This window comes from Roseateles sp. P5_E1 (assembly GCF_054049335.1).
In genome coordinates this window covers 1-24382 of record NZ_JBFUMN010000011.1, presented here as the reverse complement: position 1 = coordinate 24382, position 24382 = coordinate 1, and the positions used below count along the sequence as shown (strand labels likewise).

23 protein-coding genes are annotated in these 24382 nt (G+C 68.3%); 10 read left to right on the top strand and 13 right to left on the bottom strand.

Annotated features, from left to right (window positions below):
• Nucleotides 1–29 precede the first annotated feature (29 nt).
• A complete protein-coding gene (locus ACXJKJ_RS12230; protein ID WP_157281153.1) occupies nucleotides 30–428 on the bottom strand; it encodes a cold-shock protein in 399 nt (132 codons plus the stop codon).
• 108 nt (nucleotides 429–536) lie between these two features.
• On the opposite strand from ACXJKJ_RS12230, the gene ylqF reads away from it, so the two are divergent.
• The 4 genes from ylqF to ACXJKJ_RS12210 all read left to right on the top strand — a co-directional run bounded on the left by ylqF (nucleotide 537) and on the right by ACXJKJ_RS12210 (nucleotide 5345).
• On the top strand, nucleotides 537–1502 hold the full coding sequence (ylqF, locus tag ACXJKJ_RS12225; protein WP_457351548.1) for a ribosome biogenesis GTPase YlqF: 966 nt from the start codon (nucleotides 537–539) through the stop codon (nucleotides 1500–1502).
• A 65-nt stretch (nucleotides 1503–1567) separates the two neighbouring features.
• The gene (locus tag ACXJKJ_RS12220; protein WP_457390289.1) at nucleotides 1568–2962 is read left to right on the top strand and encodes a wax ester/triacylglycerol synthase domain-containing protein; all 1395 of its coding nucleotides are present in this window, start codon (nucleotides 1568–1570) and stop codon (nucleotides 2960–2962) included.
• Nucleotides 2959–4125, top strand: coding sequence for an acyl-CoA dehydrogenase family protein (locus ACXJKJ_RS12215; protein WP_457390288.1), 1167 nt, complete (start codon nucleotides 2959–2961; stop codon nucleotides 4123–4125). The genes ACXJKJ_RS12220 and ACXJKJ_RS12215 overlap by 4 nt, the downstream gene beginning before the upstream one ends.
• Before the next feature lie 17 nt (nucleotides 4126–4142).
• A complete protein-coding gene (locus ACXJKJ_RS12210; RefSeq protein WP_457390287.1) occupies nucleotides 4143–5345 on the top strand; it encodes an acetyl-CoA C-acetyltransferase in 1203 nt (400 codons plus the stop codon).
• A gap of 49 nt (nucleotides 5346–5394) precedes the next feature.
• Here ACXJKJ_RS12210 and ACXJKJ_RS12205 read toward each other — a convergent pair whose 3' ends face one another.
• Together ACXJKJ_RS12205 and ACXJKJ_RS12200 are read right to left on the bottom strand one after the other, a co-directional pair.
• On the bottom strand, nucleotides 5395–5727 hold the full coding sequence (locus tag ACXJKJ_RS12205) for a YXWGXW repeat-containing protein (protein ID WP_056193040.1): 333 nt from the start codon (nucleotides 5725–5727) through the stop codon (nucleotides 5395–5397).
• Between the two features lie 39 nt (nucleotides 5728–5766).
• The gene (locus ACXJKJ_RS12200; RefSeq protein ID WP_200955217.1) at nucleotides 5767–5943 is read right to left on the bottom strand and encodes a hypothetical protein; all 177 of its coding nucleotides are present in this window, start codon (nucleotides 5941–5943) and stop codon (nucleotides 5767–5769) included.
• Nucleotides 5944–6280: 337 nt separating this feature from the next.
• Between ACXJKJ_RS12200 and ACXJKJ_RS12195 the strand changes: the two genes are divergently transcribed.
• Nucleotides 6281–6535, top strand: a complete 255-nt coding sequence (locus ACXJKJ_RS12195) for a hypothetical protein (RefSeq protein ID WP_157281155.1) — start codon at nucleotides 6281–6283, stop codon at nucleotides 6533–6535.
• Between the two features lie 9 nt (nucleotides 6536–6544).
• Here the strand turns inward: ACXJKJ_RS12195 and ACXJKJ_RS12190 are convergent, their stop codons facing one another.
• Nucleotides 6545–7708, bottom strand: a complete 1164-nt coding sequence (locus ACXJKJ_RS12190) for a YbfB/YjiJ family MFS transporter (protein ID WP_457390286.1) — start codon at nucleotides 7706–7708, stop codon at nucleotides 6545–6547.
• A gap of 79 nt (nucleotides 7709–7787) precedes the next feature.
• On the opposite strand from ACXJKJ_RS12190, the gene ACXJKJ_RS12185 reads away from it, so the two are divergent.
• Nucleotides 7788–8609 (top strand): M90 family metallopeptidase, encoded by an 822-nt coding sequence (locus tag ACXJKJ_RS12185; RefSeq protein WP_056193048.1) that lies wholly within the window; start codon nucleotides 7788–7790, stop codon nucleotides 8607–8609.
• Here the strand turns inward: ACXJKJ_RS12185 and ACXJKJ_RS12180 are convergent.
• From ACXJKJ_RS12180 to ACXJKJ_RS12150, 7 genes are all read right to left on the bottom strand, one after another.
• Nucleotides 8606–9160, bottom strand: coding sequence for a protein phosphatase CheZ (locus ACXJKJ_RS12180; RefSeq protein WP_056193051.1), 555 nt, complete (start codon nucleotides 9158–9160; stop codon nucleotides 8606–8608). The two genes, ACXJKJ_RS12185 and ACXJKJ_RS12180, sit on opposite strands and share 4 nt — an antisense overlap.
• A 131-nt stretch (nucleotides 9161–9291) precedes the next feature.
• Nucleotides 9292–10095, bottom strand: coding sequence for a DUF2520 domain-containing protein (locus ACXJKJ_RS12175; protein ID WP_457390285.1), 804 nt, complete (start codon nucleotides 10093–10095; stop codon nucleotides 9292–9294).
• Nucleotides 10096–10130: 35 nt separating this feature from the next.
• Nucleotides 10131–10907 (bottom strand): class I SAM-dependent methyltransferase, encoded by a 777-nt coding sequence (locus tag ACXJKJ_RS12170; RefSeq protein ID WP_056193056.1) that lies wholly within the window; start codon nucleotides 10905–10907, stop codon nucleotides 10131–10133.
• Nucleotides 10908–10965: 58 nt separating this feature from the next.
• Nucleotides 10966–12105 carry an MFS transporter gene (locus ACXJKJ_RS12165; protein ID WP_457390284.1) on the bottom strand — a complete coding sequence of 380 codons (1140 nt, stop codon included), beginning with the start codon at nucleotides 12103–12105 and terminating at the stop codon, nucleotides 10966–10968.
• 43 nt (nucleotides 12106–12148) lie between these two features.
• Nucleotides 12149–12748 (bottom strand): TVP38/TMEM64 family protein, encoded by a 600-nt coding sequence (locus ACXJKJ_RS12160; protein WP_082532430.1) that lies wholly within the window; start codon nucleotides 12746–12748, stop codon nucleotides 12149–12151.
• A 67-nt stretch (nucleotides 12749–12815) separates the two neighbouring features.
• Complete coding sequence (ggt, locus tag ACXJKJ_RS12155; protein ID WP_457390350.1) at nucleotides 12816–14507, bottom strand: gamma-glutamyltransferase; 1692 nt, start codon at nucleotides 14505–14507, stop codon at nucleotides 12816–12818.
• A 129-nt stretch (nucleotides 14508–14636) separates the two neighbouring features.
• Nucleotides 14637–15380, bottom strand: a complete 744-nt coding sequence (locus ACXJKJ_RS12150) for a Crp/Fnr family transcriptional regulator (protein WP_056193065.1) — start codon at nucleotides 15378–15380, stop codon at nucleotides 14637–14639.
• Nucleotides 15381–15568: 188 nt separating this feature from the next.
• Here ACXJKJ_RS12150 and ACXJKJ_RS12145 point away from each other — a divergent pair, with 188 nt between their 5' ends.
• Nucleotides 15569–16117 (top strand): hypothetical protein, encoded by a 549-nt coding sequence (locus ACXJKJ_RS12145; RefSeq protein ID WP_457390283.1) that lies wholly within the window; start codon nucleotides 15569–15571, stop codon nucleotides 16115–16117.
• Here ACXJKJ_RS12145 and ACXJKJ_RS12140 read toward each other — a convergent pair.
• On the bottom strand, nucleotides 16114–16788 hold the full coding sequence (locus ACXJKJ_RS12140) for a cytochrome b/b6 domain-containing protein (RefSeq protein ID WP_457390282.1): 675 nt from the start codon (nucleotides 16786–16788) through the stop codon (nucleotides 16114–16116). The two genes, ACXJKJ_RS12145 and ACXJKJ_RS12140, sit on opposite strands and share 4 nt — an antisense overlap.
• Nucleotides 16763–17254, bottom strand: coding sequence for a rhodanese-like domain-containing protein (locus ACXJKJ_RS12135; RefSeq protein WP_056193147.1), 492 nt, complete (start codon nucleotides 17252–17254; stop codon nucleotides 16763–16765). The genes ACXJKJ_RS12140 and ACXJKJ_RS12135 overlap by 26 nt, the downstream gene beginning before the upstream one ends.
• A gap of 336 nt (nucleotides 17255–17590) precedes the next feature.
• Between ACXJKJ_RS12135 and ACXJKJ_RS12130 the strand changes: the two genes are divergently transcribed.
• The 3 genes from ACXJKJ_RS12130 to ACXJKJ_RS12120 all read left to right on the top strand — a co-directional run bounded on the left by ACXJKJ_RS12130 (nucleotide 17591) and on the right by ACXJKJ_RS12120 (nucleotide 24260).
• Nucleotides 17591–20191 (top strand): TonB-dependent receptor, encoded by a 2601-nt coding sequence (locus ACXJKJ_RS12130; protein WP_457390281.1) that lies wholly within the window; start codon nucleotides 17591–17593, stop codon nucleotides 20189–20191.
• A 151-nt stretch (nucleotides 20192–20342) separates the two neighbouring features.
• A complete protein-coding gene (locus tag ACXJKJ_RS12125; protein ID WP_457390280.1) occupies nucleotides 20343–22811 on the top strand; it encodes a DUF1549 and DUF1553 domain-containing protein in 2469 nt (822 codons plus the stop codon).
• A 12-nt stretch (nucleotides 22812–22823) separates the two neighbouring features.
• Nucleotides 22824–24260: a DUF1501 domain-containing protein gene (locus tag ACXJKJ_RS12120; protein WP_457390279.1), complete on the top strand. Its 1437-nt coding sequence runs from the start codon at nucleotides 22824–22826 to the stop codon at nucleotides 24258–24260.
• Nucleotides 24261–24382 lie beyond the last annotated feature (122 nt).

Sequence of the window (24382 nt, the reverse complement as noted above, 5' to 3'; positions counted from 1 at the left end):
TGGCATGAGCAGCGCCCGAGAGCAGCGCCTTACCGCTTCATCACCGGCAACTCGCCGGTCCGGTCCGCGGGCTGCCACCAGTGCACCCCACCCGCCACCAGCATCACCGTGACCACGGCGCCACCGGCCAGCAAGCCCAGGCGCCGTTTCTTCTGGGCCTGACGGGCGCGGACGCGGGTGCCGCCCGCCGATGCGCGCAGCGCCGGGCTGAGATGGGCCTGCGACAGCCGCTTCAGATTCACCGCCTGCTTGCGACCGTCACGGCTCGTGACAATTTCAAAGCTCAGCGGCTCGTCCATCCGAGGACCCTCGCCGTCTGTCGGGAACGCGGCCAAGCCGACGAAGACTTCCTCTCCCCCGCCAGAGGGCCGGATGGTGCCGTAGCCGGCATCCTGGTTCCACGCGCTCAGTACGCCTTCGAATCTCATATTCACCTCAACGACTACCCCCAGATCTTGGGGGATGCGGCGCAGATCGCCGCAACCGGATGTAAGCCACCGACAATCCGCCCTCCCAAGTTCCCACCTCTCCCGCGCATGCCCATCAACTGGTTCCCCGGCCACATGAATTCCACCCGTCAGGCGATCAAGGATCGCGTGAAGGCGGGGCTGGACGTGGTCATTGAACTGCTCGACGCGCGCCTGCCCGGCTCCAGCAGCAACCCGCTGCTGGCTGCACTGACGACGGGCCGGCCGTCGCTGAAGGTACTGAACAAGCAGGACCTGGCCGACCCGGCCCAGACCGCCGCCTGGCTGGACTACTACAACGCCCAGCCGCACACCCGCGCCATCCCGCTGGATGCCGGCGACAAGGCGCCGGCGCGCGCCCTCATCAAGGCCTGCCGCGAGCTCGCACCGCTGCGCGGCGACATGCACAAGCCGCTGCGCGTGCTGATCTGCGGCATTCCCAACGTTGGCAAGAGCACGCTGATCAATACCCTGGTCGGCAAGCGCGCCGCCAAGACGGGCGACGAGCCCGGCATCACCAAGATCGAGCAGAAGTTCGTGCTGGAGAACGGCTTCTACCTGTTCGACACGCCGGGCATGCTGTGGCCACGCATCGCCATCGAGCAGAGCGGCTACAACCTGGCCGCCAGCGGCGCCATCGGCCGCAATGCCTTCGACGAGGAGGAGGTGGCGCTGGAGCTGATCGCCGTGCTCAAGCGCCACTACCCCGAGCGCCTGCAGCAGCGCTACGGCCTCACCGAGCTTGGCGCCGACGACGCCGTGCTGGAGGCCATCGGCACCAAACGCGGCGCCAAGGTGCGCGGCGGCGGCGTGCTGATGCACAAGGCCGCCGAAGCGTTGCTGATGGACTTCCGCGGCGGGGCCCTCGGTTGCATTACGCTGGAAACCCCACAAGAGATGACGGCCTGGCGTCGAGCGGCGGCCGACGAGGAAGAGCGCAAGGCCGCCGAGGCAGAGGCCGCGCGTCTGGCCGACAAGGAACGCCGCAGCGGCAAGCGAAAGTCGTCCAGCGGGGACGCAGAAACAAGCGCGTAAATTCCCGGCCTTGACCGTCTCACCGGCGCGCCTATGCTGGGCCGCCCGGAACGACACGAGACATCATGAGCCGACTCTCCCTGCTCGACCTCGCCTTCTTCATTGCCGAAAGCGAGGCCAGTCCCAAGCATGTGGCGGGCCTGCACATCCACCAGATTCCCAAGGGTGGCGGCGCCAACTTCGCCAAGCAGCTCTATGAGGAGTTCCTGACGCACACCGACGTGCAGGCACCCTTCGACCAGGTCATCAATTTCGTCTCACCGACGTTGATGCCGAGCTGGAGCACGGCCGAATCGGTCGACCTGGCGCAACACGTCTTCTTCCACAAGCTCAAGGCCGGCCAGAACGACCGCGAGGCCCTCTATGCCTTTGCCGCGGAGTTGCACGAACCGGTGCTGGACCGCAGCCGGCCGCTGTGGGAGGTGCATGTCATCGCCGGCCTGTGGGACAAGCAATTCGCCATCTACTACAAGATGCACCATGCCGTGGCCGACGGCATCACGATGACGCGCTGGGGCGTCGAGTCCCTGCGCGCGACGCCCGACGACGACACGGTCACGCCGGTCTGGACCTTGTCGCACGCGCGCCGCGCCAGCGGCCTGTCGCGCAAGAAGCGGCTGGATCAGGCCGTCGCCGGCACCGTCTGGAAGCAGCTCACCGCCAACAGCAAGCGCGCCGTCGGCATCGGCCGGCTCACGGCCATGCTGGCGCTGGAAGCCATCAAGCTGACCAAGAACGCCATCGCCCTGCCCTTCATGGCCAGCCGCGGTACACCCTTCACCGGCAATGCCACGCCAGGCCGCCAGTTCGCCACCACCGCCGTGCCCATGGCCCGCATCGACGCCATCCGCAAGGTGTCGCGCGCCACGCTCAACCACGTGGCCCTGACCTGCCTGGACGGCGCCATGCATCGCTACCTGGCCGACGAGGGCATCGAGCTGGACCGGCCCATCACCATCCAGATGCCGGTGAACCTGCGCCGCGAAGGCGAAAAGAGCGGCGGCAACAAGATCGGCATCATCCTGGTCGACCTGTCGCCGCCCACCGATGACGCCTATGTGCGGCTGCGCAATGTCGGCTATTCGCTGCGCAATGTGCGCACGATGATCGACGCCGTCGCGCCCGAGGCGGTCGAGACCTACACCATCCTGACCGGCCTGCTCGGCCAGATCGCCGGCATGCTCAAGCTGGCCGATGTCGTCACGCCCATGGGCAACACGCTGGTGTCCAACGTGCCCGGGCCGGCCGAGCGCCTGTACATCAAGGGCGCACCGTTGCTGGAGATGCACCCCATGTCGACACTGCCGGCCACCCATCTGCTCAACATCACGTTGTTCAGCTATGCCGGCACTCTTTACTTCGGCCTGATTGCAACCGACGCCCTGCCCAACCTGGGCCGGCTGGCGGCCTATGTGGAGGAAGAGATCGCGACGCTGGAAGAAGCCGTCGGCATTTCATGAGTCTTCCGCTCTTCCCCTCGAACTGGATGACCGAGGAGCACCACCTGCTTCAGGACAGCGCCGCGCGCTTCTTCAGCGAGCGCTGGGTGCCGCGCGCCGCAGCCTGGCGCGCAGCGGGCCTGATGGAGCGCGACACCTGGCACGAAGCCGGTGCCCAGGGCCTGCTGTGCGCGGCCATGCCGGAAGCCTTCGGCGGCAGCGGCGGCGACTTCGGCCATGAGGCCGTCATCGTCATGGCGGCTGCGCGGGCCAACCTGGGCGGCTTCGGCGGCAGCGTGCACTCGGCCATCGTCGCGCCCTATCTGCTGCGCCACGGCAATGACGAGCAGAAGGCGCGCTGGCTGCCAGCGATGGCCACCGGCAATCGCGTTGGCGCCATCGCGATGACGGAACCGGGCACGGGCTCTGACCTGCAGGCCATCCGCACCCGCGCACGCCGCGTCACTGACAAAAAGGGCGACCACTACGTCATCAACGGGCAGAAGACCTTCATCACCAATGGACAGAACGCCGACCTCATCGTCATCGTCTGCCGCACCGGGGACGCACCGGGTACCAAGGGCTTGTCACTGGTCGTCGCGGAGATCGATGCCGGCACGATGGGCCTGACGCGCCGTCGCCTGGACAAGATCGGCCTGCACGCCCAGGACACCAGCGAGCTTTTCTTTGATGAGCTGCGCGTGCCGGCCGCCAACCTGCTTGGGTCAAGCGAGGGCCTGGCCTTTGGCCAGTTGATGGGCGAACTGCCGCAGGAACGCCTCGTCATCGCCTGCCAGGCCGTCGCGATGACGGAACGCGCGCTGGACGACACGGTGGCCTACGCCAAGCAGCGCGAGGCCTTCGGCCAGCCGATCTGGAACTTCCAGAACACCCGTTTCGTGCTGGCCCAGGCGCAGAGCGACGTGCTCGCCGCCCGCGCGCTGCTCGATGCCGCCATCTCGGCCCATCTGAAAGGCGAGCTCGACGCCGCCCGCGCGGCGCTGGTGAAGGCCTGGTGCAGCGACCTCGCCTCGCGGCTGACCGACGCCTGCCTGCAGCTCTTCGGCGGCTATGGCTACATGCTGGAGACGCCGATTGCCGAACTGTGGGCCGACGCCCGCGTGACGCGCATCTACGGTGGCACCAATGAAATCATGAAGGAACTGGCTTCGCGATCCATGTGAGGCCCCTGGAGACCCCCATGTTCGACGCCTATCTCTACGGCCATTGCCGCACGCCGCGCGGCAAGGGCAAGCCCGACGGTTCGCTGCACGCGGCCACGCCGATCTGGCTGGTGCGCAGCGTGCTGCAGGCCCTGCAGCAGCGCACCCGGCTCGACACGTCGTTGGTCGACGACGTCATCCTTGGCTGCGTGACACCCATCGCCGAGCAGGGTGGCGACATCGCCCGCATCGCCGTGCTGGACGCCGGCTGGGCGCAGTCGGTGGGCGGCGTCACGCAGTCACGCTTCTGCGCCTCGGGGCTGGAGAGCGTCAACCTCGCAGCGGCCAAGGTGGCCAGCGGCTTCGAACGCCTGGTCGTGGCCGGCGGTGTCGAGAGCATGAGCCGCGTGCCCATGGGCAGCGACGGCGGCGCCTGGATGCTGGACGAGCGCGTCGTCAGCGCCATCGGTTTCGTGCCGCAGGGCATCAGCGCTGATCTGATCGCGACGCTGGAGGGCTTCACGCGCGATGAGCTCGACGCCTACGCGGCGCGCTCCCACCATCGTGCCACCGCGGCGCGTGCCGAAGGGCGCTTCGCGAGCGCGCTGGTGCCGGTGCATGACGAAGCCGGCGCCCTGCTGCTGGCCGAGGACGAAACCATCCGCCCACAGACATCCATCGACACGCTGGCTGCGCTGAACCCCAGCTTCATCAAGCTGGGCGCGAAGTTCGACGGCCTGGCATTGCGCAAATACCCGCAGGCGTCGGCGATCGAACACCGCCACCATGCCGGCAATTCATCGGGCATCGTTGATGGCGCAGCCCTGGTGCTGGTGGGCTCCAAGGCCGGCGGCGAAGCGGCGGGAGTCAAGCCCCGCGCGCGCATCCGTGCGGCCGCCGTCGTCGGCAGCGAGCCGACCATCATGTTGACCGGCACGACACCAGCCTGTCAGAAGGCACTGCGCCAGGCCGGCATGCAGGCGTCCGATATCGACCTGTGGGAAATCAACGAGGCCTTCGCCGCGGTGCCGATGAAGACGGCGCGCGATCTGGGCCTGGACCTGGATCGCGTCAACGTGAACGGCGGTTCAATTGCGCTCGGCCACCCGTTGGGCGCAACCGGCGCCATGCTGCTGGGCACCTTGCTCGATGAGTTGGAGCGACGCGATCTCCAGACCGGCGCCGTGACGCTGTGCGTCGGCGGCGGAATGGGCATCGCCACCATCATCGAACGGGTCTAGGGCCTGTCGCCCGGCGGCAATGGGTCCCATTGCCGCCGGGAGACAGGCCCTACAGCCTGATCCAGCCGCCGGCACGCAAATGCCAGCGGCCACCGCGGCTCTCCCAGCGGTGAGGCTCATAGCGATAGCCGGCACGCGGGCGCTCGTAGTAGCCGGGCACCCAGTGGTGACGGCCGCCGTTCCAGCCCCAGTAGCCATTGACCCAGACTGCGCCCGTATAGGGCGTGACGGGCACGACCTCGGCATAGGGTGCGGGAGGCGGCGCGTCGACCACGATGGCCGAGCCACCGTCGTAGTAGCCGGCCCGGTGGGCAGGCACGACCACGCAGGCCGACAGCAGTGCAGATGAAGCCAGGGCGAACGCCAGAGTGAGTCGTTTCATCGGAATCTCCAGGCCGCCTCAGGGAGACGGCCCATTCGGTTACCTCGAGCCAGGCTGAACGTAGACGCTGCCGCGGTAGTAACCGCCGTCACGTTGGTGGCCGCCATCCCGGTAATAGCCGTCCCTGTGGTAACCGCCGTGGCGGGCCGGCACGATGATGCAGCCCGACAGCAGGGCGGTAGAAATCAGGGCAATGGCCAGGGCCAGTCGTTTCATGAGGATCTCCAGGCCACGAAATACGCGGCCGTGCCCCACTAACCGCCACGAGCCCGTGGCGGATGACGGCGTCACACAGAGTTACTCCGTGGCGGACTGTTGCTGCGGCTTCAGATAGCAGTCCATCCCGGCGATGAAACGCGTCTCGGTCGCGCTGCACCCTGGGCCGGCCCATCTCGTGTTCGTACTGCACGGCGTGTTGGTCGGTGCCGAACCTGCTGAGCGGGTTGCCGCTGCCGGCATCGCTGACAGCGGCCTTGATGTCACGGGATCACGAGGGAATCAGGAGGTCTGGCCCGCGGTATTCTGCGGCGCTTCACCCGAACCGACTTTCGACATGAAACGAATCTTCCTGACGCTGCTGCCGCTCGCACTGGCCGCCTGCGCTTCGACGACACCGCCCGCCCAAAGCGGCGCCCAGGCTGCGGCCGACAACGGCACCATCTGCGAGCGCGACTCACCCACCGGCAGCATGCTGCCCAAGACGCGCTGCACCACCGCCGCTGAACGCGAGGCGGCGCAGCGCAGCACCCAGGCCGTCAGCGAGGCCGTGCGCAACCAGCGCTCCGCCCCTCCCGGCAAGGGCAGCTGAGGCAAAGGCTCAGCGCGATTCCCGCAGCAGCGCGGCCAGGCAGGCCATGCCGGCCGCCATCACGGCTGCCGTCAGCCACAGCGCGGCATCGAAGCCGCCGCCGGCCTCGACCATCCGACCGGTCAGCGCAGGCGCGCTGATCTGTGCCATGCCATAGCTCAGCGTCAGCCGGGCCATCGCCTTGCCTGGATTGGCGGGTGAATGCCGGCCAACCAGAGCCAGCGTCAGGCTGACGATACCGATGAAGGTCGCGCCATACAGCAGCGCGCCCGCCAACGCGGCCACCAGACCGCTGGCCAATATCGGCAGCAACACGGCGAAGATCTGCACGCCGAAAGCGATCAGCAGCGCGCCAACGTCGCCCGTGCGGCGCGCAATGCGATCCCAGACGAACACAGCCGGCGTCGCCGACAAGCCCACCAGCAGCCAGGCCCAAGGCCCCTGTCCGGCCAGCAGCCGCTGAGCCTCGACGATGGCGACAGTGAAGGTCGCGTTGACGACGAAGCCCCAGCCCGCGCAGAAATAGGCCGCCACCATCAGCGCCATCCAACGCCGGCTGGGTGCTGCATCGGACGCGGCTTTCGCGGCCGGCGGCGGCACCGGCGGGCGCCAGGCCCAGGCCGGGATCAGGAAGACCAGGCCGAGCAAGGCATAGCCCTGCCATTGCAGGGCCCAGTTCAGATTCCACTGCGTCATGCCCATCGCACCCAGGGCCGACACGACGATGCCCAGCCCCAGGCCGATGAAGTAGATACCCAGCTCGGGCCGGTGCCCCGACCGGATCAACCAGCCCTGCACCAGGCCCGAGCCCAGCAGCATGCCGGCCGCGCCGCACAGGCCACCGACATAGCGCGACAACGCCCAGGCGCCGAAGCTCGTGCTCCAACCCATCAGCGCGGTGATGACCAAAGCCGTCGGCAGGCCCCAGCTGTACAGGCGCTGGCGCCAGGTCGGGCTCTCGATCCAGGCCGCCAGCAGCGCGCCGCTCATATAGCCCGCGTAGTTGATGGCCGCCAGCAGCCCGCCGTCGGCGACGCCCAGGCCCGCCTGGGCCTGCATCTGCGGCAACAGCGGCGTGTAGGCGAAGCGCGCGAGGCCGATGGTCAGCACCAGCGCACAGATGCCACCCAGCAGCACCTGCCAGGCGCGCAGACGGAATTCGGGCTCGGCCATGGCCGCAGGTTAAGCGAGCCGGGCATACCCCAGGCRCTGGGGGGCTTGCAAAGCGTGCGGCCGGGCCCAGTTGCCCAGCATGCCGCTGTTCATCTGCTTCTGCCTCGTCCTGCTCGCCGCCGCCGGTATCGCGATGTGGCCGCTGTGGGTGCGCCGCCGCCGCGAGCGCATCGCCAGCCGCCCCTTCCCGCAGTCGTGGCGGCGCCTGCTGCGCCGCCATGTGCCGCTGGTGTCCCGGCTGCCGGCGCGCCAGCAACTGCGCCTGAAAGGGTTGATGCAGGTCTTCCTCGCCGAGAAACCCATCCTCGGCTGCCGTGGCCTGCGCGTGACGGACGAGATTCGCGTCACCGTCGCGGCCCTGGCCTGCCTGCCACTGCTGGGTGCAGCGCGCGGCGTCTACCCGGAGCTGCGCCAGGTGCTGGTCTACCCCGGCGCCTTCGTCGTCGACCGGCCGGTGACCGAATCGGGTGGCGTGCTGTCAGACCAGCGCCGCGTGCTGGCAGGCGAGAGCTGGAGCCAGGGCCAGGTGCTGCTGGCCTGGGATGAAGTCAAGCGTGGTGCGGCCACGCCGGGCGATGGGCACAACGTCGTCATCCACGAGTTCGCGCATCAGCTCGACCAGGCGGGCGGCCCGGCCAATGGCGCGCCGGCCCTGCCGTCAGCCGAGGCCTATCGGCGCTGGTCGACGGTGATGCAGAACGAGTTCGATGCACTGCGCTGGCGGCTGGCCCGCGGCGAGCCGGGACTGATCGACGCCTATGGCGCCACCGACCCGGCGGAATTCTTCGCGGTGATCAGCGAGCTGTTCTTCGAGCGGCCGATCGAGCTCGCTGCCGGCCACCCGGCGCTGTACAGCGAGCTTAGTGGCTATTACCGGCTGGACCCGGCGTCCTGGAACTAGAAGCCGAGGCTGGCGAGTAGGTCGTCCACATCGTCCTGCTTGAGCGCCTTGTCCGGCGTCTGCACGCCACCGAGCTCGGCGGACACGGCGGCAGCGGCCGGCGCGGGCAGGGACTGGACAAGATCCTTCAGCGGCGGCTCGGCGCGCTCCAGCATCTTGCTGACCTTGTTGATGACCTGGCCCGAGAGATCCTGGAAGTCCTGCGACATCATGATCTCGGTGTGCAGCGACTTCTCGCGCGCGGCAAAGCTCGCGGCGTCGGCGGCGTAGGCGGCGCACAGCTTCATCAGCGCACGGGCACGGTCGGCGCTGATGTTGCTGGACAGGGCCAGCCGGTTCAGCGCGTCGGACAGCTCGCGGCCCTTCTTGCGCACGGCCTCGGCGTCGTCCTGGGCGGCTTCCACCAGGTTGAGCACCTTGGTGGCCGCCTGCTCCGTCATGCTGCGCACATAGGCCAGGCGCTCGCGCGCATCGGGCAACTCGTCGACCACGTCATGCAGGATCTGGGCGGCGTCGGCCCGGATCATGGCCTGGATGGACGCGTCGGACATGTGGAACTCCCTGAATGGGCCCGGCAGCAGCGACGGGGCTTCAACCAGTTTAGAAGCGCCTCTACGGCGCGCAATTGCCCGGCAGATGGTCAAGCGCTGCCGAACGCGGCCTTTGTCACGCGGGTTGCAATTCAGGGCGCCGCGAGCAGCGCGCGCAAAGCCGCGGCGGTTGCCACGTCCAGGCGGCCGGCTTGCTCGGCCAGCAGGAGCTGGCGCCGGCCCAGGGCCAGCAGCAGGTCGGCGTCCAGCCCGGCAGACGCCAGCGCCTGCAGATGGCGGCCCAGCACGCCGGTATCGCCGCGCGCGACAGGCCCCGAGACGGCACCGGCCAGGCCACGGTCCAGGGCCGTGTCCAACGCGCCACGGGTCAACGGCACCAGAGCCGGCAGGGCTTGGGCCCGCGCCAGTCCAGCGGCCGCCCACAGCGTTTGGGCTTCGGCCAGCACGGCCAGCACGCCGCTGGCGGCCAGGTTGGCCGCCGCGTGATAGGCAGCCCGCGCCTGGGCCGTCATCGGCGACGGCAACGCCAGTGGCACCAGGCCCAGCACGTGAGCGAGTGCTTCCAGCGCAGGCCGGTGTGCTGCATCCGCCTCGATACCGACATGCACGCCGGCGAGGCCGGCATCACCGGCCAGCAGTTTCAATGGGTGAAAGCCTGCCGCGGCCGGCGCCGGGCCCAGCGCGGCCAGCGGCGTCGCGCCACTGCAATGCAGGCCCAGTTGGCCGGCGCGCCACGGCAAGGCGGCGGCGGTCGTGGCGATCTGATCGTCGGGGACTGTCAGCCAGACCCAGTCGGCCGCCTGGGCGGCATCGGCCATTGCGAACTCGCCTTCACCCGGCGAGCGCCGACCAACGACAACCTCCTCGCCCGCCGCTCGGAACGCCGGCACCAGCGCCCTGGCCAGCCGGCCGTACCCGATCACAGCATGTCTCATGAGTGGGCGCGGGCGAAGAAGGTGCGAATGCCTTCTCAGGGCTTGACGAACTTCAGCGTCATGCGGTCACTCTCGCCGATGGCCTGGTACTTCGAGCGATCCTTGTCCTTCAGCGCATAGGTCGGCGGCAGCGTCCAGACGCCGTCGGGGTGGTCGGCCGTGTCCTTGGGGTTGGCGTTGACCTCGCTTCTGCCGGCAAGCTTGAAACCCGCGTTCTCGGCGAACTTGATGACGGTGGCCTCCTGCACATAGCCGCTCGGGGCCTTGGGGTCCTGGGTGCGCGAGACCGGCAGCCGGTGCTCCTCGACCCCCAATGTGCCGCCAGGCTTCAGCGCCTTGAAAGCGGCGTCGAAGACGGCCTGGGCCGTGCCACCGTTCATCCAGTTGTGCACATTGCGGAAGGTCAGCACCGCATCGGCGCTGCCGGCCGGGGCGATGTCAAACACGCCCTTGGCCGGGTCGAAGGCCGTGATCTTGACCTTGCCGTAGACGCCCATCGAATCCATCTTGGCCTTGAAGCGCGCGCTGCCGCCGTCGGCCGCATAGAGCTGACCTCCTTCGCGCAGATAGGGGGCAAGGATCTCGGTGAACCAACCACCGCCCGGGGCGAGTTCGACGACGGTGTCGGTCGGCTTGATGCCGAAGAAGCTCAGCGTTTCGTAGGGGTGACGTTGTGCATCGCGGGCGACATTGCCCACCAAGCGGTTGTCGGCGGCAACGGCGGCCTTCAGCGGGTCGGCGTCGTGAGCTTGTGCGCCCGCAGCAGCAAACATGGCGGAAGTGGCGAGAGTGGCGATCAGCCAGGTCTTCATAGGGAGTGTCTCCTTGTGGAACAGCCAGTATCCGGTGCTCGTCGGCCCCTGTCCAAGGTCAGCGACGGAATGCCAAAGACGCCAGACCAAGCAGGGCCAGCGCGGCGCCAAACAGGCCCAGCGCATGCAGGCCGAGCCCCTTCAGCACCATGCCGCCCACGCTGGCGCCCAGCGTCGCACCGACATAAATGGCCGAGGCGTTCAACGCGAACAGCACCGGCAGCTGGGCTGGGTCCAGCGCCGCCAGCCGCGCCTGCTGCGGCACCATGAAGCTCCAGCCGAACACGCTCCAGGTGAAGACCAGCGCCCCCATCACCGCCAGCGGCCAGGTCGGCAGGGTCAGCGCCGGCATCAGCAGGCACTGTGCCAGGCACAGCAGCACCAGCGTGCGGCGCGACCCGATGCGGTCGGTCAGTCGGCCGCCCATCGCATTGCCGGCGACGGCGCCCAGGCCGAACAGCAGCAGCATGCCGGTCACGCCGTCGCGGCTGAGACCGTAGACGGACTCCAGCAGCGGCGCCACAAAGGTGTAGCAAACATAGAGCGCGCCGATGAAGAGTGCCGTGAAGGCCACTGCCCCCATCAGCCGGCCGCTGCGCAGCACGGCGCCCAGGCTCTTCAGGCTGGCCACCGGCACCGCGATGCCGGCCGGCAGGGCCACCACCATAGCGGCGAGGCTCAGCAAGGTCAGCACGGCAACGACGACAAAGGCCGCCTGCCAGCCCAGCGCATAGCCCAGCCAGGCGCCGGCCGGAATGCCCAGCACCTGGGCCAGCGTCAACCCGCCGAAGACGATAGCCAGGGCCCGGCCCTGCTGGCCCGGCCCGGCCAACGCGACGCCGACCGAGGCGGCCACCGGCGTGACCAGGCCGCCGCCCAGGGCCATCACGGCGCGTGCCGCCAGCAGCAGCGCAAAGCTGGGCGCCAGCGCGGCCATCACGGCACCCAGCGCAAACAATGCCAGGCCGATGGACATCAGCCGCCTTCGGTCCAGCCTCCCAGTGGCCGCCACCAGCAGCGGCGAGGCGACCGCATAGGTGCCGGCATAGACGCTCATCAGCGCACCGGCTTGCGCCCGGTCGACGCCGAAGGCCAGCGCCACCGGCGACAGCACGCCGACGACCACGAAGGCGCCCATGCCGATGGCGAAATTGGCCAGGGCCAGCAGCCAGAGCTGGCGGGAGGTGGACGAGGTCATCACTCCATCATCGCCAGCGCCGCGAGGCCCTGCCAGGCCGGGGTCAATGCGCGGCCCACCCCATCCAGACGGCGAGCGTGTCGAACAGCGTCGTGATGACCAGGATGGGCAGGGGCAGGCCCAGCAGCGTGCCGATGACATAGTCGCGCAGCCGCACGCCGGACAGCGCCAGCGTGTAGTTCAGCGCCGGCACCGAGTGGAAGACCGTGCGCAGCAGCACGACACTGCGCACGGGATGGGCGTCCAGCTTCGCGAACAGGCGGCGCGCCAGCCGGTTGTCCAGCTCACGCAGCGCGTCGGCACCCAGGGCGCGCACGACGACAAACGTCACCGTGCAGGCGATGCAGGCCGCGACATAGGTCGTCAACGCGCCCCACGCCGGCCCAAGGGCCAGCACCGCCGCGGCGAGGAAGAAGGCGCCGGGAATGTGTGCCAGGTTGGCCAGCACGAACATCGCCGTGAAGGCTGCAAAGCCCCAGAGCCGGTGCTGGGCGAAACCCTCGCGCACGGCCTGCAGGCTGATCTGCTGGCGCAGGCCGGTGACCTCGACGACGCCCCAGAGCAGCACCACGAAAAGCAGAACCGCCAGCCAGCGCCAGCGCTGAGGCGCGGGCGCGGGGGTGGTGGTGTCGGCAGGCTTCAACGCTTGGGCTTGGGCGGCTTCTTGGAGCCGGAAGTATCGGCGGGTCGGGCGGGCCGGTGAGGGCCCTTCAGTAGCCCGCCGCCAGCCCGGAATTGCGCCGCGGATCGTTGGCCCCGTAGTAGCGGTTCTTGCCCACCGGCTTGCCGCCCAGCTTGGGCGCGCCAACCAGGATGCTGGCGAGGTGGTTGGCGGGTTGCGGGTCGGCGAACTTCTGGCCCCAGCCCTCGAGGATCTTGCGCGTGTCTGGCGACAGCGCGAAGGCCTCGACGTTGGTCGCTTCGGGCAGCCACTGCTGGTGGAAGCGCGGCGCGTCCGTCGCCTCCTGCACGTCCATGCCGTAGTCGATGACGTTGATCATCGTGTGCAGCACCGCGGTGATGATGCGGCTGCCGCCCGGCGTGCCGACCACCATCACCGTCTTGCCGTCCTTGGTGACGACGGTGGGGCTCATGGACGACAGCGGCCGTTTGCCCGGCTCGATGCGGTTGGCCTCGCCCTGCACCAGGCCGTAGAGGTTGGGCACGCCCACCTTGGCGGTGAAGTCGTCCATCTCGTCGTTCAGCAGCACGCCGGTCCCGGCCGCGGTGACTCGGGCACCGAACCAGTCGTTCAAGGTGTAGGTCACCGACACGGCATTGCCCCACTTGTCGACGATGGAGTAGTGCGTGGTGTTGCTGCCCTCGTGCGGCGACACGCCGGGCTTGATGTCCTTGGAGACGCCGGCCTTGTTCGGCGCGATGACGGCGCGCAGCTGGGCCGCGTAGTCCTTGCTGAGCAACCGGTCCAGCGGGTTCTTGACGAAATCCGGGTCGCCCAGGTAACTGTTGCGGTCCACGTAGGCGTGGCGCATCGCCTCGATCTGGTAGTGCACCGCCTGCGCGGAGCGAAAGCCCAGTTCCTTGAGCGGGTAGCCCTCCAGGATGTTCAGGATCTCGCAGATGATGACGCCGCCCGAACTGGGTGGYGGCGCTGAGACGACGTGATAGCCCCGGTAATTGCATTCCACAGGCGGCAGTTCGMGCGTCTTGTACTGGTCGAGGTCGGCGGCGCTCAGGATGCCCTTGCCCGCCTGGCTGGAGGCGACGATGGCGGCGGCCACAGGGCCTTTGTAAAAGCCCGCCTCGCCCTTGTCTCGAATGGCCTTGAGCGTGGTGGCCAGGTCCTTTTGCACCAGCTTCTGGCCGACCTGGAAAGGCTCGCCCTTGTTCAGGAAGATGGCCGCGGTGGCCGGGTCCTTGCGGAAATCGTCGGTGGCGGCGTGCAGCATGTCGATGTCGCCCTGGTCGAGCACGAAGCCCAGCTCCGCGTAATGGATGGCCGGCGCGATGACCGCGGCGCGCTTCATCGTGCCGTACTTGCCCAGTGCGTACTCCAGCCCCGACACGCTGCCCGGCACGCCCACCGCCAAATGGCCCAGCGTGCTCAGGCCCTTGATGACGTTGCCGTCCTTGTCGAGGTACATATTGGCCGTGGCAGCCAGCGGTGCCTTCTCGCGGAAGTCCAGGAAGGTCTTGCGGCCATCGGCCAGCTGCACGGTCATGAAGCCGCCGCCGCCAAGGTTGCCCGCCGCGGGGTAGACCACCGCCAGCGCATACCCCACCGCCACGGCCGCATCCACCGCGTTGCCGCCGTCCTTCAGCACGTCCACGCCGATGCGGGTGGCCAGGTGCTGGGCCGTGACCACCATGCCGTTCTCGGCTGCCACCGGGGCCTGCGAGGCCGCCTGGGCCACGCCCGCCGTGAGCAGTGCGGCCACCATCACCAGGGAACGCGATTGCAGTTTCAACGCCAATGTCATGCGGAAGCTCCGTCCGGGTGTCTTCGATGACGGCGACCTTACTGCGCCACCGGGCGCTTGCCACTCCCCTGGTTCGCGCGGCGCGCTGAGTCACTGCAGCAGCGTCCGGGCGACGCCGCGTTGCACGTAGGCACCCAGCGCCGCCACGTCGGGGATGCAGATATCGCGGCGGCCACGTTCGGTGAAGGCGATCAGTTGCTCGCGAGCCAGCCTGGTCAGCGCGCGGCTGACCGTCTCCACCGTCATGCCCAGGTAGTTGCCGATCTCGGCGCGCGTCATGCGCAGGGTGATCTGGTCGCTGCGCAGGCCGCACTGGGCCATGGCGTCGGCCCAGTAGCGAAGGAAGTCGGCCACGCGGGCATCGGCCGACAGCGTGCACAACGACAGCAGGGAGTCGCGGTCGCGGCTGATCTCGCGGCTCATGGCCGAATGCAACAGGCCGAGCAGCGGTGCATGGCGGGCGCAGGCAGCGAGCAGCGCGTCGTAGCGCACGCTCCACACCTCGCCGGTGTCCAGCGCGATGGCGTCGCAACCGTAGCGGCCGGTCGCAATGCCGTCGAAGCCGAGCCAATCACCCTTGAAGTGCAGGCCAACGACCTGCTCGCGGCCATCCGCGGCGAGGTTGAGGGTCTTGAAGAAGCCCGAGTTGATGACATGCAGGCTGGCGAACGCGTCGCCCGTGCGGTAGACGCGGTCGCCGGCGTGCAGGACGCGGCGGCTGATGTCCACGTGGGCCTGCAGACCCTGCAGCGTGTCGGCAATGCGTTGGGGCGCGGCGGCCGGCGCGCGCAAGGTGGGATGGGCGGCGGCGGGAGTCATCGTGGCGGTCAGCATTTCGGGGTGTCCTGGGCGGCGTGTGGCAATGGACAGCAGCGTAGAAACCGGCCAACAACTGCCGAGCAATGGCGCACATCACTGGGTAACGCTCGGTAAACCGTTGGTAAACAGCCGTGCGTACTTGATCTGCGTCAGGCCCGGTCCGCGCTGTACCGCCTAGCCTTGCCGGACATGCACCCAATGCCATGCTCAAACACAAATCTCTCTGGTCACTGGAAGGGCTGACGCGCGACGACCTGCTGACGCTGATCGGCCGGGCTCGGCAGTTCAAGCGCGGCACCGGCCCGGGTGCGCCACTGCGCGGCAAGAACCTGGCGTTGCTCAGCGACGACCACGCCAGCCTCGAAGCCGAGGCCTTTCTCCTCGCCGCCACCGAGCTCGGCGCGCAGGTGGCGCGCGTTCGCGCGACCAGCCCCGGCCCGGCCGACCGCCGCGACCCGCGCGACATGGCCGGACTGCTCGGCCAGCTCTATGACGCCATCGAATGCCAGGGCGTGGCCGAGGCCGACCTGCGCCAGCTCGACCGCGACGCCGGCGTGCCGGTCTTCAACGGCATCGCCTCGCCGGGCCACCCGCTGCAGATGCTGGCGGCGCTGATGACCTGGCAGGATCTCAGTGGCGATGCGGCGCTGCCGATGCCGCTCGCCCCGCCCACCCACCCACTGCCGGCCGAGGCGGTGGCCCGCAACCACCACCTTCTGCTGCAGGCGGTGCTGAGCGGTGCGCTGGCTTAGAAACGCCCCGACGCCCACAGCAGGCTCCAGGCCGCCGCCGCCAGGCCAAGGCTTAGCAGCACCCAGCCCAGCCGTGACCGCTCGGCCGCGGCCGCCGGAGCGCCGGGCTGATGGCCCCGCCACATCGCGCGCAGCAGGGGCTGGCGGCAAATGAAGACATGGATGGCAATGGCCGCCAGGTGCAGGCCCAGCCAGGCATAGAGCAGCTTGGCTGCGAGCTTGTGCCAGCCGGTCAGCTTCAGGCTCAGGTCTTCCTCGATCCAACTCGACCAAGGCCCGGCGAAGCCGATCTCGTCATTGCCGAACAGGCCGGTCAGCACCTGCGTGAACAGCAGGGCCAGCACGGCGAAGACGGACAGCGCGCCCAATGGGTTGTGGCCCAGGCCCTGCCAGCGCCCGCGCAGATAGGCCCACAGGCGCGTGGGCGCGGGCCAGAACTGCGCGAAGCGTGCATAGCGCGTGCCCCACAGCCCCCAGCCGAGGCGAAACACCAGCAGGGCCGCAATGGCCTGGCCGGCACGGGCATGCCAGCTCATCCAGGCGCCACCGGCGAGACCCGTCGCTATGGCCGCCGACACCAGGCCCACCAAGGCCCAGTGAAAGACGCGCAGCGGCAGGTCCCAGACCGGAACCTCGCCCGCGCCTTCAGGGCTGGCGAGCTGCGGCGACATCGGTGCTTCCGGCAGCCGCCTGTGCGCGTGGCGCCGGTGGCTGGATATGGGCGACGGCCTTGCCGCCTTCCTGCTCGTAGTCCTCGCTGCCGGTCGCACCCGCAACCCGATAGCCCTTCTCGGCCAGCAGGTCGCCGGCACGGCCGGCACGCACGGCGTGGTTGGACACGGTCAGGATGGCGCGATCCCTGGGCAGATAGGCCAGGTGCTTTTCGAGATCCTTGTTCTGGATGTTGAGGAAGGCCGGGAAGCTGCCGTACTTGATCAGCTCGTCGGGGCGGCGCAGGTCCAGCACCAGCAGCTTGTCCGGCTGGGCCAGCAGGGCATCGACCTCGGCCGCCTTCAGCCGCGGGGTCTTGTATTTCCATTCGGCGGCTGCGGCCGGCGCTGAAGCGGCCGTCTGGGCGTGAGCGACGGCGGTCAGGCTAAGCAGAGCGCCAACGGCCAGTGCGTGCAGTGTTTTCATGATGAGGTCAAAGGAGTGGCAGACCTCGCCCACAGCGCAGCTTCCGTGCCAGAACGCAAACAAGCCACAGAGACACGGAGACACAGAGGACAGGCATGAATTTCTCTGTGCCTCTGTGCCTCTGTGGCTGTGTTCCAGGCCGCACGATTTGCTGACCTGCTGTTCAACAAGCAACAGCACCCACTGCGCGATCACACGCACGACTCGCAACGGGGGCCATGAAAACCGCCAAAACGCCGCCTGCCAACGCGAAGCGCAATTGCTTAGACGCCCAGCGTATTGGGCACGCTCCCTGCAATGAAGTGACCGACCCCGCCCTATCGATCACTCCATTCCATGACGACCCAACATCGCTTTCGCCCGCATCCACTGACCGCGCTGATCGCCGCCCTCGCTGCTGGCAGTGCCCTCGCCCAGGAAGCCGCCGCGCCCGCGCCGGCCGAGGACAACACCCAGGCCCTCGGCGCCGTCACCGTGCGCAGCCGCAACCGCATCGAGAAGCTGCAGGACGTGCCGCTGTCCATCTCCGTCATCCAGGGCGCCGAGCTGGACCGCCTGGGTTCCGTGGGCATCGACGACATCACCAAGCGCGCCGCCAACGTCAGCTGGAACCTCGGCAACCAGCGCACCAGCAGCATCTCCATCCGCGGCATCGGCAAGATCGGCCAGACCGAGGCCCAGGACCCGAGCGTGGGCATCATCGTGGATGGCGTTTCCTATGCCTACAACGCGCTGACGTCGAGCTTCGACTTCGTCGACATCGACACCGTCGAGGTCACGCGCGGCCCGCAGGGCACGCTGCTGGGCAAGAACGCCAGCGTCGGCAACATCATCTTCACCACCAAGCGCCCCAGCTTCACGCCAACGGCCGATTTCACACTGGGCTTTCGCCAGCGCGACGGCCTGTTCGCCACCGCCGCCATCGGCGGCCCCATCGTCGACGGCCTGCTGGCCTGGCGCGGCACCTTCTCCGCCAACAAGGGCGCCGGCGACATCAAAAACGCCTACAACCGCGATGTCAGCTACACCAACACCGACCGCATCTCCGGCCGCGTGCAGTTCCTCGTCACGCCCTCGCCGGACTTCAAGGCCCGCTTCGCCTTCGACCTGCAGCCGCGCGCCGGCGAGACGACCAACGGCCGCAGCTTCCCCGTCATCAACCCGCCGACGACCTACTCCAACGGCGCCCCCATCACGACGGTGACCAACGAGCAGCGCCTGGGCCGCCGCTGGTTCAAGGACAACACCGGCTATTCCCTCGCCGACTACCAGAACCTCCTGACCACCGACTCGGTGCGCCCGCTGGTGACCGGCAGCTCGGGCGCCACGGCCGACCTGAACTGGCAGCTCGGCAGCCACACGCTGACGTCGATCACCGCCTACAAGAGCTATCACTTCGACGCGGTGAACGACGACGCGACGCCTTTCGACGTTTATCGCAATGCCGGCGGTTTCTGGAACGACTACCGCCAGGCCACGCAGGAGCTGCGCCTGACGTCCGCGCCCGGTGGCTTCGTCGACTACCAGGCGGGCCTGTACTTCATCAAGGTGGACAACACCGCTGACTACCGCCGCTGGTGGGGCAACGACGCCGGCGCCTGGTTCGCCAACAACGCGCAGTACGCCCGACTGGACGCCGACGCCGCCGGCCGCGACCTGCTGCGCAACAGCCTGGCCAATGTGAAGGCCTCCTACAACAGCCCGACCGGCGTGCAGGACATCCGCAACAAGAGCGCGGCCATCTTTGCCCAGGCCAACTGGCACCTCAGCGAGGCGTTGACGCTGACCACCGGCGCCCGCCTGACGCGCGAGGACCGCCGCAACACCGGCACCAGCCGCATCACCAGCGACGGCAGCGCGCCCGAGCTGAACCCGGTCAGCGTCAACGGCGTCGCCCTGGGCGGCTTCGCCACCAACGCGACGGGCGACCTCGCCGCCGGCAACACGGCCGAGCAGATCGCGCTGGCCAACGCCACGGCGGCCAAGTACTTCAACGTGCCGACCTACGCTGCCCTGAGCGCCGCGCAACGCCGCCAGGTCGCCGATGCCAAGGCAATCCGCCAGGCCAACATCGGCGTGCTCTTCCCCACCACCGAGGCCGAGCCCTTCAAGAAGACGCAACCGGCCTGGGTGCTGAGCCCGAGCTACAAGTTCAACCGCGACCTGACCGGCTATGCCTCGCTGCAACACGGCGAGAAGGCTGGCATCGCGCAGTTCGTCAACGGCGTGTCCTCGCCCGTCGAACCCGAGAAGACCGACAGCTTCGAGCTGGGTTTCAAGTCGGCGCTGTTCAACAAGACGCTGATCCTGAACGCCGACGTCTTCCAGACCCGCATCAAGAACTACCAGCAGAGCGTGCGCGTGCTGGACGTCTACACGACGACGCAGACCAACGACGGCACCCGCTACTACACCAGCGCCACCGGCAACGCGCCCAAGGTCGAGGTCAAGGGCCTGGAGATCGACGGCGTCTACGGCGGCATCCGCGACCTGACGGTGCGCTTCTCGGCCGCTTACAACGACGCCAAGTACAAGTCCTTCCCGAACGCCGCCCAGCGCATCGAGGACGCCTACCCCGGCTCCGCGCCCTATACCGACATCAGCGGCCGGCCGCTGGCGGGCGCGGCCAAGTACACCGGCAACATCGGCGTGGACTACCGCCAGCCGGTCTGGGGCGACAAGGAGATCAACTACACCGGCAACGTGGCCTTCTCTTCGTCCTACTACTCGGACGTCAGCCTCTCGGCCTATTCCATCGTGCCCAAGAGCACGACGGTGGACGCCGGCATCGGCTTCGGCACGCGCAACAAGAGCTTCAACGTCAGCCTGATCGTCAAGAACCTGTTCAACGACGACACGGTGCGCTCCATCAGCAGCACCAGCTACACGCCGGCCATCCCGCGCAGCGTGGGCATCCAGTTCATGGCCAGGTTGTAAGCGCTGTCGATCCGCCAACAGTGTTTCAACAGCGCTGTTGGCGCCACCGCAAATCTGCCCTTCTTTTGGCCCGATTCGCGCCGTTTTCGCTGGCGCGTTTATTGCGCTGACCCCTTCAGTTCCGTCTTTGCCATTTCCCCGGGAGACCTACGTGCCCAAGTTCCGGATCGCCCCTCTTGCTCTCGCCGCCCTGCTGGCCGGCGTTGCCACCCTCAGCCCCGCCGAGGACTACGCGCCGCCCGGCGGCTTCACCAAGGGCAGCGAGCGCCCCTGGTCCTACACGCTACTGAACACGCAAGTCGCCACGCCGGCCACCAAGGCCAAGGCCTGGGTGCGCCAGCCGCTGGACGCCTTCGTGCTGGCCAAGCTCGAGGCGCAAGGCATCGCCCCCTCGCCCGAGGCCGACCGCCACGCCTATATCCGCCGCGCCACGCTCGACGCCTGGGGCATCCTGCCCACGCCCGAGGAGGTCAACGCCTTCGTGGGCGACAAGTCGCCCAAGGCGCATGAAAAGCTCGTCGAGCGCCTGCTGGCCTCGCCGCGCTACGGCGAGCGCCAGGCGCGCCGCTGGCTGGACCTGAGCCGCTATGCCGACAGCGATGGCTACAACACCGACGGCACGCGTCCCAACATCTGGCGCTACCGCGACTACGTCGTCAACGCCTTCAACGCCGACAAGCCCTTCGACCGCTTCGTCAAGGAACAGATCGCTGGCGACGAACTCTGGCCCGAGCGCACCGAGGCCCTGATCGCCACCGGCTTCCTGCGCAACCTGCCCGACGAGATCAACGCCCGCGACCTGAACCTGAAGAAGCAGGAAGTCGCCAACGACCTGACCGACACGGTCTCGGCCGTCTTCCTGGGCACGACGCTGGGCTGCGCCCAGTGCCACGACCACAAGACCGAGAAGATCACTCAGAAGGAGTACTACGAGTTCCAGGCCTTTTTCGCCAACACCAGCTGGAAGGACGATGTCTCGCCGCTGACGGGCAAGGCCAAGGCCGACTACGACGCCCAGCTGGCCAAGTGGGAAGACGCGACCAAGGACATCCGCGAACAGCGCAACGCGCTGCTCAAGCCCATCATCGAGAAGCTCGAGACCGATCGCCTGTCGGGCTTCGTGCCGGCCACGCGCGAGTCCATCAACAAGCCGGCATCGGAGCGCAATGCCTACGACCGCTGGATCTACCACCGCAACCTGTGGACCCTGTCGGGCCGCACGCGCAACGCCGAGAACCAGCTCAAGACCAAGGACAAGGAGGCCTACGCCAAGTACGAGGTGCTGACGGCGCAGCTGAAGAAGTTCGACGCCCTCAAGCCCAAGGATCCGGGCAATGTCTCCACCATCGTCGAGCTGGGCAACGACGCACCGCCCACCAAGGTCCTCTTCAAGGGCATCTACGACCGACCGCTGCAGGAGGTGCAGCCCGGCCTGCCCGCCCTGTTGACCGACGCCTCGCTGAAGATTGCGCCGACGGCCACGTCGTCGGGCCGCCGCACGGCCCTGGCCAACTGGCTGGTCAGCCCCGACAACGGCCTCACCGCCCGCGTCTTCGTCAACCGCCAATGGGCCCAGTTCTTCGGCCGCGGCATCGTCGAGACCAGCGCCGACTTCGGCAAGACCGGCACCAAGCCCACCCACCCCGAGCTGCTCGACAAGCTTTCGGCCGACTTCGTCAAGCAAGGCTGGAGCGTGAAGACGCTGCACAAGCAGATCCTGCTGTCCAGCACCTACCGGCAGGCCAGCCAGGCTCGTGAGGTCAAGCAGGACCCGGACAACAAGCTGCTGTGGGCCTTCCCGCGCCAACGCCTGGAGGCCGAGCAATTGCGCGACTCGCTGCTGGCCGCCTCCGGCCTGCTGGAGGAGAAGCGCGGCGGCCCGTCGGTCTACCCGCCCATTCCGCCCAACTTCGACATCGGCGGCCAGCGCAACCGCTGGCAGACGTCCGAGGACCCGCGCGACCACAACCGCCGCAGCCTCTACGTCTTCGTGCTGCGCAACTCGCCCTATCCGCTGCTGGAGACCTTCGACTGGGCCAACCCACAGTCCCCTCACTTCAAGCGCGACGTGACGACGACGGCGCCACAGGCCCTGGCCCTGGTCAACAGCGACCTCGTGCTGGGCTGGAGCCAGGCTCTGGCCGGCCGTGTCATCCAGGAGGCGCCTGCAGGTGAGTCCGCGCAGATYGACCGCGTCTACGAGATCCTGTTCTCGCGCAAGCCCACGGCCGCGGAGAAGACGAAGCTGGTCGCCTTCCTGAACGCTCAGGAGACCTTGCAGACGGCCCAGGCCGGCGAGGTCAAGAAGCCGCATCTGCCCGAGGGCTGGGGCGTCGACCCCAAGCTCGCCAGACAGATCGACGGCTTCTACAAGGCGGCCTACAAGCGCGAGCCCGACCGCTACGAGCGCACCGCCTTCCTGACTTATCTGGATCAGCAGGCTGCCAAGCGCAAGAAGGGCGATGGCGGCGATGAGTCGGCGGATGACGGCGGCGCCACGACCGTGGTCGCAGCCGCGCCAACAAGCCCCACCAAGGGCGCCAGCAAGGCCCGCGCCGCCGCCTTCGTCGACCTGGTCCACACGCTGGTCAACACCAACGAATTCACCTATCGCTTCTAAAGAGGTCAGCCCATGAGCCACTCTCACGATCATTCCCGCCGTCACTTCCTCGGCCACGCCGGTGCCGCCACCTTCGCCGCTTTCGGCGCGGGCAGCTTCGGCGGCATCTCATCCGCCTTCGCCAGCGAACTCCTCGACCCGACGCTGCCGCGCCAGCCCCACCACCCGGCCAAGGCCAAGGCCGTCATCTGGCTGCACATGGCCGGCGCGCCCAGCACGCTGGACCTGTTCGACCACAAGCCCGAACTGATCAAGCTGGCCGGCACACCGCTGCCCGACAGCTTCGGCAAGGACCTGAAGACGGCCACCGACGGCGGCGTGGGCAACCTTTACGCCAGCAAGCGCACCTGGAAGCAGCATGGCGAAAGCGGTGCCTGGGTGTCGGACCTGCTGCCCCACATCGCCAAGCAGGCCGACGACATCGCCTTCCTGAAGGGCAGCAAGACCGAGGGCAGCACCCACGTCATCGCGTCACTGAAGCTGCACACCGCCGGCCTGGTACCGGGCCGCCCGGCCCTGGGCTCGTGGGTGCAGTACGGCCTGGGTTCGGCCAACCCCGACCTGCCCGCCTTCGTCGTGCTGCCCACGGGCGTGGGCTCAGCCGGCGGCGGCCGCGGCGCCGTCATCTGGAGCAGCGGTTTCCTGCCCGCCGCCCTGCAGGGAACGCCCTTCCGCAAGGGCGACTCGCCCATCCTGCACCTTGCCCGGCCGGACGGCATCACGGAAAAGGAGCAGCGCGCCCAGCTCGACCTGCTGCGCGCCCTGAATGGCGAGCACGCCGAGCGCTACCCCGGCGACACCGAGTTGATCGCCCGCGCCAAGAGCTATGACCTGGCCTACCGCATGCAGGTCTCGGCGCCGGAGGCCGTCGACCTGGCCAAGGAAACCGCGGCCACGAAGACGGCCTACGGCATCGGCACCAAGGAGACCGACGAGTACGGCACGGCCCTGCTGCGCGCCCGCCGCCTGGTGGAGCGCGGCGTGCGCTTCATCCACGTCATCTCGGGCGCGCCGGACAACAGCGTGGACAGCTGGGACGCCCACAACAACCTCGAGAAGAACCACGCCGTCATGTGCAAGCAGGTGGACCAGCCGGTCGGCGCCCTGCTGGCCGACCTGAAGGCGCGGGGGCTGCTGGAGACGACGCTGGTGGTCTGGGCGTCGGAGTTCGGGCGCACGCCGTATGGGCAGTCAGGCAACGGGCGGGATCACAACCCCTGGGGCTACACGCAGTGGATCGCGGGGGGCGGCATCAAGCCGGGGACGTATGGCGGCACCGATGAGATCGGGCTGCGGGCGGAGACCGGGGTGATCGATACGTATGACCTGCAGGCGACGCTGCTGCATCAGCTGGGGCTGAACCACAAGAAGCTGGTGTTTGCGCATCAAGGGCGGGCGGAGAAGGCGACCACCGTGTTCGGGGATGTGATCAAGGAGATCCTGGCCTGAGTGATTGCTTTGGCGGGAATGCGCCTCCTCGATGCATTGCCGGGAGTCCGTCCCGGCGGCCGGGTAACTTTCTTCTGCGGGGCCAGAAGAAAGTCACCAAAGAAGAGGCCCTGAACCGCACA

What these genes read in the sequence shown, in the direction of transcription:
- ACXJKJ_RS12230 (WP_157281153.1), bottom strand. Translation starts at nt 428, where the DNA reads ATGAGATTCGAAGGCGTACTGAGCGCGTGGAACCAGGATGCCGGCTAC.
- ylqF (WP_457351548.1), top strand. Translation starts at nt 537, where the DNA reads ATGCCCATCAACTGGTTCCCCGGCCACATGAATTCCACCCGTCAGGCG.
- ACXJKJ_RS12220 (WP_457390289.1), top strand. Translation starts at nt 1,568, where the DNA reads ATGAGCCGACTCTCCCTGCTCGACCTCGCCTTCTTCATTGCCGAAAGC.
- ACXJKJ_RS12215 (WP_457390288.1), top strand. Translation starts at nt 2,959, where the DNA reads ATGAGTCTTCCGCTCTTCCCCTCGAACTGGATGACCGAGGAGCACCAC.
- ACXJKJ_RS12210 (WP_457390287.1), top strand. Translation starts at nt 4,143, where the DNA reads ATGTTCGACGCCTATCTCTACGGCCATTGCCGCACGCCGCGCGGCAAG.
- ACXJKJ_RS12205 (WP_056193040.1), bottom strand. Translation starts at nt 5,727, where the DNA reads ATGAAACGACTCACTCTGGCGTTCGCCCTGGCTTCATCTGCACTGCTG.
- ACXJKJ_RS12200 (WP_200955217.1), bottom strand. Translation starts at nt 5,943, where the DNA reads ATGAAACGACTGGCCCTGGCCATTGCCCTGATTTCTACCGCCCTGCTG.
- ACXJKJ_RS12195 (WP_157281155.1), top strand. Translation starts at nt 6,281, where the DNA reads ATGAAACGAATCTTCCTGACGCTGCTGCCGCTCGCACTGGCCGCCTGC.
- ACXJKJ_RS12190 (WP_457390286.1), bottom strand. Translation starts at nt 7,708, where the DNA reads ATGGCCGAGCCCGAATTCCGTCTGCGCGCCTGGCAGGTGCTGCTGGGT.
- ACXJKJ_RS12185 (WP_056193048.1), top strand. Translation starts at nt 7,788, where the DNA reads ATGCCGCTGTTCATCTGCTTCTGCCTCGTCCTGCTCGCCGCCGCCGGT.
- ACXJKJ_RS12180 (WP_056193051.1), bottom strand. Translation starts at nt 9,160, where the DNA reads ATGTCCGACGCGTCCATCCAGGCCATGATCCGGGCCGACGCCGCCCAG.
- ACXJKJ_RS12175 (WP_457390285.1), bottom strand. Translation starts at nt 10,095, where the DNA reads ATGAGACATGCTGTGATCGGGTACGGCCGGCTGGCCAGGGCGCTGGTG.
- ACXJKJ_RS12170 (WP_056193056.1), bottom strand. Translation starts at nt 10,907, where the DNA reads ATGAAGACCTGGCTGATCGCCACTCTCGCCACTTCCGCCATGTTTGCT.
- ACXJKJ_RS12165 (WP_457390284.1), bottom strand. Translation starts at nt 12,105, where the DNA reads ATGACCTCGTCCACCTCCCGCCAGCTCTGGCTGCTGGCCCTGGCCAAT.
- ACXJKJ_RS12150 (WP_056193065.1), bottom strand. Translation starts at nt 15,380, where the DNA reads ATGCTGACCGCCACGATGACTCCCGCCGCCGCCCATCCCACCTTGCGC.
- ACXJKJ_RS12145 (WP_457390283.1), top strand. Translation starts at nt 15,569, where the DNA reads ATGCTCAAACACAAATCTCTCTGGTCACTGGAAGGGCTGACGCGCGAC.
- ACXJKJ_RS12140 (WP_457390282.1), bottom strand. Translation starts at nt 16,788, where the DNA reads ATGTCGCCGCAGCTCGCCAGCCCTGAAGGCGCGGGCGAGGTTCCGGTC.
- ACXJKJ_RS12135 (WP_056193147.1), bottom strand. Translation starts at nt 17,254, where the DNA reads ATGAAAACACTGCACGCACTGGCCGTTGGCGCTCTGCTTAGCCTGACC.
- ACXJKJ_RS12130 (WP_457390281.1), top strand. Translation starts at nt 17,591, where the DNA reads ATGACGACCCAACATCGCTTTCGCCCGCATCCACTGACCGCGCTGATC.
- ACXJKJ_RS12120 (WP_457390279.1), top strand. Translation starts at nt 22,824, where the DNA reads ATGAGCCACTCTCACGATCATTCCCGCCGTCACTTCCTCGGCCACGCC.